Genomic DNA, 9,939 nt, shown 5'->3' with positions numbered 1-9,939 from the left:
GCCGGCCGCGCCCGGCCGCGCCCGGCCGCACGTGGGCGCACGTGGGCGCCGGGGCGCGGCCGGGCGATAGGCTGGCGCGTATGACTGCCGACAGTGCCGCCCGCATCATCACTCTCCCCGACCGCCCCCGACCCGTCGTCGCCGACACCGCCTATGTCGCCCCCGGCGCCGTGCTGGTGGGCAACGTCGTCCTGGCCGAGCATGCCAGCGTCTGGTACAACGCCGTGCTGCGCGCGGAGGCGGAGCCCATCCGCATCGGCCCCGGATCCAACCTGCAGGACAACGTCTCCTGCCACGTCGACCACGGGTTTCCGCTCATCCTCGGCCGGGACGTGTCCGTCGGCCACGGCGCCGTGCTGCACGGGTGCACGATCGAAGACGGTTCCCTGATCGGCATGTCGGCGACGGTCCTGAACGGTGCCGTCATCGGTTCCGGGTCGCTCGTCGCGGCCGGAGCCGTCGTGCTCGAGGGCTCCGTGATCCCGCCGCGCTCGCTGGTCGCCGGCGTCCCGGCGAAGGTGCGCCGGTCGTTGACGGATGAAGAGGTGGCCGGCCTCAGCCACAACGCGGAGGAGTATCTGCGTCACTCCGCGCTGCACGCATCCGTGGGCGCCGCACCCCAGGCCTGAGCTGCCCCGGCGGATCACAACTCGCTTGAGTCCGCCCGCCGGTCTCGCTGCGCGCACCGCGGTTCAGGGCTCAGGTTGTGGCTCGCGGCGCCCGCTGCAACATGCGCCGGCGCACACAGCGTGCGCCGCGACGGCATCCGTACCCGGGGTTGCCCGGATCGCGCGCCGGAGTGACCTGCGCCACCGGCGGCATCCGTACCGGGTCTCGCCGGATCGCGGGCCGGGTTGACTTGCGCCACCGGGCCAGCCGGGCGACCGGCGCCACACGGCGGCACCGCGACGACCGTCGAGAGCTACCGACGGAGCGAGAGTTCGGCGGCCTTGACCACGTTGCAGAGCAGCATGGCCCGGGTCATCGGTCCCACGCCCCGCGGGTTCGGGGAGAGGAAACCGGCCACCTCGGCGACGTCCGGGTGCACGTCCCCGGTCAGGGTGCCCTTGCCGGTGATCGGGTCGGTCACCCGGGTGATGCCCACGTCGAGCACGGCGGCGCCGGGCTTGACCCAGTCGGCCTGGATCAGGTGCGGAACACCGACCGCCGCCACGACGATGTCCGCGCGGCGCACCTCGCCGGGCAGGTCGACCGTGCGGGAGTGGGTGAGGGTGACCGTGGCGTCCAGGCCCTTGCGGGTGAAGAGCAGGCCGAGCGGACGCCCGACCGTGAGCCCGCGGCCCACCACGACGACGCGACGGCCGACGATCGGCACGTCGTAGCGGTGCAGCAGTTCGACGATGCCGGCCGGCGTGCAGGGCAGCGGTGAGTCCAGTTCGCCCTCGATGCCGAGTACCAGCCGGCCGAGGTTCGTCGGGTGCAGGCCGTCGGCATCCTTCGACGGGTCGATAAGTTCGAGCATGGCGTTGTCGTTGTGCCCGACCGGCAGCGGCAACTGGATGATGTACCCGGTCACCTCCCGGGCGGAGTTGAGGTCGGCGATGGCCGCGCGCACGTCGGCGGTGCTGGCGGAGGCCGGCAGGTCGACGCGGATCGATTCGATGCCGACCTCGGCGCAGTCGCGGTGCTTGCCCGCGACATACGAGCGCGACCCTGGGTCGTCGCCGACCAGCAGCGTACCGAGCCCCGGCACGACGCCGTGCGCCCGCAGCTCGCTGATGCGGCCGATGAGTTCGGACTTGACCGCGGAGGCGGTCTTGACTCCGTCGAGGGTGATTGCCGTCATTGTGGATCCATTCGATTCAGTCGATCGTTCTCAGATGCGGGTTCCGGCCGGCTGCTGCGGTTCCGGAGTGCTGCCGGTTCCGGACCGCGCGTGTGCGAATTCGACGGAGATTTTGACCGACACGCCGGTGACGGATGCCGTCAGCGTGTTTTTAAGGCGAAATCTCCGTCGAATTCGTTGGGGCCGGGCTTCCGGGGCCGAAGCCGAAGCTGGAGCCGAGCCGGGGCCGGGACAGCCCGGGGCGGGACAGCGCGGGACGTGGCGGGTGAGGCGCGACGGGCGCCGCGCCCGCGGGGCGGGCTACTGCTGCAGGCCGGGGTAGAGCGGGAAGGCGTCGGTGAGCACCTTGACCCGGGCGCGGAGGCCCTGGATGTCGGCGTCCGGCTTGAGCGCCTCCGCGATGACATCGGCGACGACCGTGAACTCCTCGTCGCCGAAGCCGCGGGTGGCCAGGGCGGGCGTGCCGATCCGCAGGCCGCTGGTGACCATCGGCGGGCGCGGGTCGAATGGAACCGAGTTGCGGTTGACCGTGATGCCCACGGCGTGCAGGGCGTCCTCGGCCTGCTGGCCGTTGATGGGCGAGTTGCGGAGGTCGGCGAGCACGAGGTGCACGTCGGTGCCGCCGGTGAGCACGTCCACGCCGCCGGCGCGGGAGTCGTCGGCCATCAGACGGTCGGCCAGGATGCTGGCGCCGCGGAGGGTGCGTTCCTGGCGTTCCTTGAACTCCGGCTCGGCCGCGAGCTTGAACGCGGTCGCCTTGGCGGCGATGACGTGCATCAGCGGCCCGCCCTGCTGGCCCGGGAACACGTTCGAGTTGAGCTTCTTCGCCAGCGCCATGTCGCGGGAGAGGATCAGGCCGGAGCGGGGGCCGGCCAGGGTCTTGTGCACGGTGGTCGAGACGACGTCCGCGTACGGGATCGGGGACGGGTGCAGCCCGGCGGCGACGAGGCCGGCGAAGTGCGCCATGTCGACCCAGAGCATCGCGCCGACCTCGTCGGCGATGCTGCGGAAGGCCGCGAAGTCGAGGTGGCGCGGGTAGGCCGACCAGCCGGCGATGATGACCTTGGGCTTGTGCTCGAGGGCCTTCTCGCGGACGACGTCCATGTCGACCAGGAAGGTGGTCGGGTCGACGCCGTAGGCGACCGGGTTGTAGAGCTTGCCGGAGAAGTTGAGTTTCATCCCGTGGGTGAGGTGACCGCCGTGGGCCAGTTCCAGGCCCAGGATGGTGTCGCCGGGCGTCGCGATGGCGGAGAGCACGGCGGCGTTCGCGGTGGCGCCGGAGTGGGGCTGCACGTTGGCGTACTCGGCGCCGAAGAGCGACTTGGCCCGGTCGATGGCGAGCTGCTCGGCGACGTCGACGTACTCGCAGCCGCCGTAGTAGCGGCGCCCCGGGTAGCCCTCGGCGTACTTGTTCGTGAGCACCGACCCCTGCGACTGCAGCACCGCGCGGGGAACGAAGTTCTCGCTCGCGATCATCTCGAGGTAGTCGCGCTGACGCCCGAGCTCCTGCTCGAGGACGGCGGCGATCTCCGGGTCGACGACCGAGAGCGGCTCGTTGAACGTGGATCGAAGGACGTTGGACTGCACAGAATCGGGCACGGGGTCTCCTTAGACGTCTTGAGTGAACGACGTGATGAAAAATTCGTCGTAGCCCAGGCGTGCGGCCACTAACCGTGTCAGTCGCTCCCCGATGGTGACCCATCTTTCGTGCTACGCCAGTTGCGACAGGCTCGATCTTAGCAGGCGCCCTCGGGTCTCAGCCGGTGCGCTTTCCCAGCTCGTCGACGATGAGCAGGTCGGTGCGGAGGTGCTCGCTGTCGTGCCCGGCCCGGGCCACCAGGTGCGCCGCCATCGGGGCGGTGAGCGCCTGGAAGACGACGATGGCGACCACCAGGGTCACGGTCCCGAGCGAGAAATTGTTAACCGCGACATCCGTCGTCACCGCGATCAGGCCGAAGATCTGTGGTTTCGTGGCCGCGTGCAGGCGGGTCAGCACGTCGGGGAAACGGATCAGGCCGACCCCGGCCGCGAAGCACATCACCGCCCCGGCCAGCACCAGCACGGCCGTCACCACATCATTGGCCACCTGGTTCACGAGCGCTCCCGAACCGACAGGAACCGGGCGACGCTGAGGGAGCCGAGCACCGCGAACAGGGCCAGGACGAGCAGCACCGGCAGGGTGTCGACGTGCCGGTTGAGGGCCATCTCCGCGCCCAGGGCGCAGATGACCGTGGCCACGAGCACGTCCGAGGCGATCACCCGGTCGAGCACGGACGGTCCGCGGATGATGCGGTACAGGGCCAACAGTCCGCCGGCTCCGAAGAGGACTCCGGCCACAATCGCGACGATTGCCATCACTCGTCTCCTGTCTTCTCGGTGGACGTCTCGGTGGAGCTCTCGGGTGACTCCTCGGGTGACTTCTGGGGTGACTTCTCGGTGGCGGCGGCGCACACCCGCAGCCGTTCCAGGTCTTCTCTCGACCCGAACGCGAGCACGATTCGCCGTTCGGTCTCGAACACGCTCGCCCGGAACCGTTCGATCTGCTCCGGCGTGCGCATGCTCAGCACGTGCAGGTAGAGCGTGGAGGTGACCCGGTCGATGTCCACGACGAGGGAGCCGGGCACGATCGACGTGGCGACCGCGGTCCAGGTCAGGATCAGGTCACTGCGGGTGTGCAGCGGCACGGCGAGGATGGCATTGCTGGCGCGGTAGCGCGGCGACAGGGCCGCGGCGGCCACCTGCACCGACGCCGACACGATGTCCACCAGCAACCGCAGGAAGAAGAGCACCGTTCGCCACGGATTCAGGCGCCCGCTCAACTGCACCGCCGGCAGGTAGAACACGACGGAGACCAGCGCCGCCACCAGCACCCCGGTGACCAGACCCCTCCAGTCGAAGCTGCCCCAGAGCAGCATCCAGAGCAGCACCAGCCCGCCGCCCAGGGTGAGCCGGCTGACGTATCCGTTCAGGCGTTCGGAGCGCGTGGTCACGGCGCTCCGTCCGGGAACACCGCGTCGATGTACGCGGCCGGTTCCTCGATCTCGGCGGCGGCCCGGGCGGCAAACGCGAAGACCGGTCCGGCGAAGACCGTGAGGCTGAGCGTCAGCGCGAGCAGGGCCGTCGTCGCCCCGATCATCAGCGGCGAAATGGTCTTGGTGATGACGGTTCCCTCATCGTGCGGGTCGTCCGTGAGCCGGTCGAGCATGGGCGACTCGTAGTCCTCGATCTCCCGGCGCGGGCGCCAGAAGGCCATGTTCCAGGCCCGGGTGAGGGCGTACAGGGTGAGCAGGGACGTCGCGGCGCCTGCGGCGATCACGATGAAGGGGAGCGGGCCGCCCAGTTCGGCCCCGGCCTGGAAGAGCGCCACCTTGCCGAGGAAGCCGGAGAACGGCGGGATTCCGCCGAGGTTGAGCGCGCCGACGAAGAAGAGGCCGGCCACCAGGGGCGCCGTCTTGAGCATCCCGCCCAGTCTGGCCAGCGAGGTGGTGCCGCCGACGCGTTCGATCAGCCCGGCGCAGAGAAAGAGGGTCGTCTGCACCGTGATGTGGTGCACCACGTAGAAGATGGTGGCGGCGATGGCCAGGGGGGTGCCCAGGGCGATGCCGAAGATCATGTACCCGATGTGGCTGACCAGGGTGAAGGAGAGCAGCCGCTTGATATCGGCCTGCGCGAGCGCGCCGAGGATGCCGATCAGCATGGTGAGCAGGGCCAGGACCAGGAGCGGCACCGACAGCGGGTTCTCCGGGAACAGAAGGGTCTGGGTGCGCAGGATGGCGTACACGCCCACCTTGGTGAGCAGCCCGGCGAACACCGCGGTGACCGGCGCGGGGGCGGTCGGGTAGGAGTCCGGCAGCCAGAACGACAGCGGGAACACGGCGGCCTTGACGCTGAAGCCCAACAGCAGCATCAGCCCCAGCACGAGCTGCACATCGGGGGCGAGCTGGGGCACGCGCTCGGCCAGCAGGGCCAGGGTCACCGTACCGGTCGCCCCGTAGAGCAGCGCGATCGCGCTGAGGAAGAGCACGGACGAGACCAGGCTGACGACGATGTAGGTGACGCCGGCACGGATGCGCGCACCGGTTCCGCCGAGGGTGAGCAGCACGTAGCTGGCCGAGAGCAGCATCTCGAATCCGACGTACAGGTTGAACAGGTCCCCCGCGATGAACGCGTTGAACAGCCCGGCCGCCAGCACCAGGTAGGTGGGGTGGAAGATCGACACCGGGGTTTCCCGGTCGCCGTCGAGGATGCCCTGGCCGACGGCGAACAGGAGCACGCCCAGCAGCATCAGCGCGGAGACGATCAGCATCAGGGCCGCCAACCGGTCGACCACCAGCACGATCCCCCACGGGGCCTGCCAGCCGCCGACGTGCACGACCACCGTGCCGCCCCGGTCGACGAGCACGAGGAGCACGGCACTGATAACCACGACGGCCGCCAGCACGAGCACGCTGATGCCGATCTGGCGTCCCGGCCGCCGGCCGAGGGCCAGCGCGATCGCCGAACCGAGCAACGGGAGGGCCACGACCAGGGGCACGAGGATGCCCGCCGGGTTCACCGTGCACCCCCGTCCGGGCGCGCGGCGCGGCCGGACGTGTTCGCGGCGTCTCGAGCGCCGACGTTCGCACCGCCATCCTCGTCATCGTGCTCGTCGTCGTCGTCGTGCTCGCCGTCCTCGTCGAGCGAGGCTTCCACGGCCGCGTCGTCGTCGCTGGAGGACCGGAAGTCCCGCTCGTTCTGGCCCGGAGCTTCGGTGGCGTGCTCGTCGGTGAGGTTGTCGCCCTCGTCGCCGAGCTGCGCCAGCCACCAGGAGCGGTAGATGAGCGCCAGCAGGAGCGCCGTGATGCCGAAGTTGATGACGATCGCGGTCAGCATCAGCACCTGCGGCATCGGGTCGACCATGCTCAGGTCCCGGGCGGTGCCGGTGATGATCGGGGAGCTGCCCGGGCGGCCGCTCATGATGAAGATCAGCAGGTTCGTGGCGTTGCCGACCAGCACGAAACCGATCAGCACCCGGGTCAGGCTCCGCTCGAGCATGATGTAGACGCCGGCCGCGTACATCACGGCCATGACGATGACGAGGGTCAGGGACGCGCTCACGGCAGCACCTCGGTTCGGGCCAGGGCCTCGGGCTCGGCACCGCTGGGCTCGCCGCCGCTCGGCGTCTCCTGCTCGGGCGTCGGGGCAGTGCCGGCGTCGCTCTGCCGGTCGATCTCACTGCCGAGGCTGCGCAGGATGTCCAGCACCAGGCCGATCACGACCAGGTACACTCCGATGTCGAAGATGGTGGAGGTGCCGAACGAGAGGGCCCCGAGCACCGGGACCTCCGCGCTGAAATACGCCGACTCGAGCGGGATCCCGGTGAAAAAGAGCGACCCGACCGCCGAACCGACCGCCAGGATGACGCCGAGCCCGAGGATCTTGCCGGGGTCCACCGGCACGGCCTCGCCCAGTTCGTAGCGGCCGCCGGCCAGGTACCGGGCCACGAGGGCCAGGCCCGCCAGCAGTCCGCCGGCGAATCCGCCGCCGGGGGCGTTGTGGCCGGCGAAGAGCAGGAAGACGGAGACGACGATCGCCGGGTGGAAGAGCAGCCGCACGAGCACCTCGACCAGGATGGACCGGTCCGGTGCGGGGATGGTGCGCCCGGCCAGCAGCCAGGACTGGCGGGTGACCGCGTGCCCGGCGGAGGACGCGTGCGGGTCGGCGACCACGCGGCGGCGGTTCCGCGGCGACCGCTGGGTGCGGGAACCCTTCAGTCGCGGCACGACCTCGTTGCGTCCGGACACGAAGAGCAGGCTGGCCACCCCGGTCGCGACGACGATCAGGACGGAGATCTCGCCCATGGTGTCCCAGGCCCGGATGTCGACGAGCACGACGTTGACGATGTTGGTGCCGTGCGCCTCCTGGGTCAGGCGCGGCAGTTCGGCGGAGATGCTCACCGCCTGCCGTGCGCCGAGGGCGATCACGCCGATGGTTCCCATCACGGCGCCGACCAGCACGCCGATCAGGGCGCGGCGGCGGCGGTGTATCGGCCGGTTGTGCTGCATGATCCCGGTGGGCAGGCGGCGCAGCACGAGCACGAACACGACCAGCGTCATCGTTTCGACCAGCGCCTGGGTGAGGGCGAGGTCGGGTGCGCCGTGGAGGGCGAACAACGCCACGAGGCCGTAACCGGTGACGCCCGCGAGCAGCACCGACGTCATCCGCTGGCCGACCCGTGCGGCCGCGACCGCCGCGATGCCCATGATCAGGGCGATCACGACCTGGGCCGGGTAGTCCCAGGGCACCAGGGCGTCGGGCCAGGTGCGGTTGACCAGCGCCGCGAAGCCGAGGGCGAGCACGAATACCACGAGGATGGTGGAGAGGTACTGCGGCAGGCCACCGCGCTGGGCGAAGTGGGTGAGGCGGGCCGCGGCCCGGTCGATGCCGCGCACGGTCACGCCGTAGCCGTGGCCGGCGTCGACCCAGGCGGGGACGGTGGCCTGCAGGAGCGCGACCCGGCGGCGCGCTGCGAACATCAGCGCGCCGAGGAGGACCAGGACCAGGCTGATCAGCAGCGCCGGCTCGAGGCCGTGCCAGAGCGCGAGGTGGTAGTCGCCGCCGCCGGCGACCGTGTCGGCGTAGGGGGCCAGCAACGGGTCGATCCCGGCGCTCAGCGGGCCGAGCAGCACGGTGCCGGCGGTGAGGACGACGGGGGCCAGCAGCACGCCCCACCGGTCCGGGTGCAGCGCGGTGGGAGCCATCGTCGGCCGGGTGCCGAACGCACCCCAAATGAAACGGATGCTGTAAGCGACCGTCAGCACCGAGCCGATGCCCGTGCCCACCAGGGCGATCCAACCCCAGCCGTCGCCGGCCCGCCCGGCCTCCAGGAGCGCGGTGAATACGGCCTCCTTGGCGACGAATCCGAACAGGGGCGGCAGTCCGGCCATCGAACCGGCGGCGAGCACGGCGATAAACAGGAGCGCGGGCTGGCTGCGGCCGAGGCCGGACAGCCGGCGCAGGTCGCGGGTGCCGGCCCGGTGGTCGATGATGCCGACGACGAGGAACAGCGTGGCCTTGTAGAGCGCGTGGGCGAGCAGCAGCGCCGCCCCGGCGAGCGCAGCGTCCCGGGTTCCGAATCCGACCGAGACCATCAGGAACCCGAGCTGGCTGACGGTCCCGTAGGCCAGCAGCAGCTTGAGGTCGTGCTGCCGGAGCGAGCGCCACGCTCCGACGAGCATCGTCCAGACGCCGATGGTCACCAGCACCGGCATCCAGGCGTCGGTGTCGGCATAGCCGGGGGCGAGCCGGGCGACCAGGTAGATGCCGGCCTTGACCATGGCTGCCGCGTGCAGGTAGGCGCTGACCGGGGTCGGGGCGGCCATTGCCGCGGGCAGCCAGAAGTGGAAGGGGATCAGCGCCGACTTGGACAGCGCGCCGACGAGGATCAGCAGGATCGCCCAGGTCGCGGCGGGCCCGGAGACCGGGTCGGCGACGATCACGGCCAGGGAGGTCGTTCCCGCCGCCACGGAGAGCATGATGACGCCCACCAGCATGGCGAGCCCGCCGAACGTGGTCACCAGGAGAGCCTGCAGGGCGGCGCCGCGGCTCGCCCGGCGGCTCGTGTAGTGCCCGATCAGCAGGTACGAGAGCACACTGGTGATCTCCCAGAAAATGAACATCACCACGATGTCGTCGGCGGTCACCAGCCCGTACATCGTGCCGGCGAAGGCCAGCAGGAGGGCCGCGAACCGGCCGAGGGACAGCTCGTCGGCGGCGAAGTAGCGGGCGCAGTAGAGCAGGACCAGCGCGCCGACCCCGGTCACGACCAGCGCCAGCAGCCAGGCCAGGGTGTCGACGCGGAAGGAGAGGGAGATACCCAGCGTCGGGATCCACGGGATGCTCTCGGTCACCGCGTCTCCCGCGGTCACGGTGGCGGTCTGGCCGAGGGTGTAGGCGAAAGCGGCCGCCGGCAGCAGGGCGATCAGGTAGAAGGCCCGCACCGACAGGAGGCGCGTCAGCAGCGGGGTGAAGGCGGAGACGACACAAAAAGCCAGCAGGATTGTCGCCATGCGGCCTCCCGGCTCTCTCTCTGAGTGTCGAACTCCAGTCTAACCGAGAGGCTCCTGACCGCATCCCGGCACGCGCGGCACACA

The 9,939-nt window shown here is 70.5% G+C and carries 9 protein-coding genes and 1 riboswitch; of the genes, 1 reads left to right on the top strand and 8 read right to left on the bottom strand.

Features of this window, described 5'->3' with window-relative positions; all coding sequences use genetic code 11:
* Positions 1 to 80: 80 nt before the first annotated feature.
* Entirely contained in the window at positions 81 to 629 is a 549-nt protein-coding gene (locus E3T37_RS05080; RefSeq protein WP_134365735.1) for a gamma carbonic anhydrase family protein, read from the top strand.
* A 293-nt stretch (positions 630 to 922) separates the two neighbouring features.
* Here the strand turns inward: E3T37_RS05080 and E3T37_RS05075 are convergent, their stop codons facing one another.
* The 8 genes from E3T37_RS05075 to E3T37_RS05040 form a co-directional block, all read right to left on the bottom strand.
* Complete coding sequence (locus tag E3T37_RS05075) at positions 923 to 1,807, bottom strand: bifunctional methylenetetrahydrofolate dehydrogenase/methenyltetrahydrofolate cyclohydrolase (protein WP_134365734.1); 885 nt, start codon at positions 1,805 to 1,807, stop codon at positions 923 to 925.
* Between the two features lie 300 nt (positions 1,808 to 2,107).
* Positions 2,108 to 3,406, bottom strand: a complete 1,299-nt coding sequence (glyA, locus tag E3T37_RS05070; protein WP_134365733.1) for a serine hydroxymethyltransferase — start codon at positions 3,404 to 3,406, stop codon at positions 2,108 to 2,110.
* A gap of 44 nt (positions 3,407 to 3,450) precedes the next feature.
* Positions 3,451 to 3,540: riboswitch (ZMP/ZTP riboswitch) on the bottom strand.
* 23 nt (positions 3,541 to 3,563) lie between these two features.
* Positions 3,564 to 3,902 (bottom strand): monovalent cation/H(+) antiporter subunit G, encoded by a 339-nt coding sequence (gene mnhG / locus E3T37_RS05065; RefSeq protein ID WP_241981038.1) that lies wholly within the window; start codon positions 3,900 to 3,902, stop codon positions 3,564 to 3,566.
* Positions 3,899 to 4,162 (bottom strand): monovalent cation/H+ antiporter complex subunit F, encoded by a 264-nt coding sequence (locus tag E3T37_RS05060; protein ID WP_134365732.1) that lies wholly within the window; start codon positions 4,160 to 4,162, stop codon positions 3,899 to 3,901. Before E3T37_RS05060 ends, mnhG begins: the two co-directional genes overlap by 4 nt.
* On the bottom strand, positions 4,162 to 4,797 hold the full coding sequence (locus E3T37_RS05055) for a Na+/H+ antiporter subunit E (protein ID WP_134365731.1): 636 nt from the start codon (positions 4,795 to 4,797) through the stop codon (positions 4,162 to 4,164). The genes E3T37_RS05060 and E3T37_RS05055 overlap by 1 nt, the downstream gene beginning before the upstream one ends.
* The gene (locus tag E3T37_RS05050) at positions 4,794 to 6,362 is read right to left on the bottom strand and encodes a Na+/H+ antiporter subunit D (protein ID WP_241976260.1); all 1,569 of its coding nucleotides are present in this window, start codon (positions 6,360 to 6,362) and stop codon (positions 4,794 to 4,796) included. The genes E3T37_RS05055 and E3T37_RS05050 overlap by 4 nt, the downstream gene beginning before the upstream one ends.
* Entirely contained in the window at positions 6,359 to 6,904 is a 546-nt protein-coding gene (locus tag E3T37_RS05045) for a sodium:proton antiporter (protein WP_134365730.1), read from the bottom strand. The genes E3T37_RS05050 and E3T37_RS05045 overlap by 4 nt, the downstream gene beginning before the upstream one ends.
* Positions 6,901 to 9,855, bottom strand: coding sequence for a Na+/H+ antiporter subunit A (locus tag E3T37_RS05040; protein ID WP_134365729.1), 2,955 nt, complete (start codon positions 9,853 to 9,855; stop codon positions 6,901 to 6,903). The genes E3T37_RS05045 and E3T37_RS05040 overlap by 4 nt, the downstream gene beginning before the upstream one ends.
* Positions 9,856 to 9,939 lie beyond the last annotated feature (84 nt).

It is taken from the genome of Cryobacterium sp. TMT2-10, assembly GCF_004403075.1.
Classification (GTDB): Bacteria; Actinomycetota; Actinomycetes; order Actinomycetales; family Microbacteriaceae; genus Cryobacterium; species Cryobacterium shii.
This window is presented reverse-complemented; position numbering and strand designations above follow the sequence as displayed.

Bases quoted from the DNA above. Each gene is read 5' to 3' on its own strand.
- E3T37_RS05040 (WP_134365729.1), bottom strand. From the start codon at position 9,855: ATGGCGACAATCCTGCTGGCTTTTTGTGTCGTCTCCGCCTTCACCCCG.
- E3T37_RS05060 (WP_134365732.1), bottom strand. From the start codon at position 4,162: ATGGCAATCGTCGCGATTGTGGCCGGAGTCCTCTTCGGAGCCGGCGGA.
- E3T37_RS05075 (WP_134365734.1), bottom strand. From the start codon at position 1,807: ATGACGGCAATCACCCTCGACGGAGTCAAGACCGCCTCCGCGGTCAAG.
- E3T37_RS05080 (WP_134365735.1), top strand. From the start codon at position 81: ATGACTGCCGACAGTGCCGCCCGCATCATCACTCTCCCCGACCGCCCC.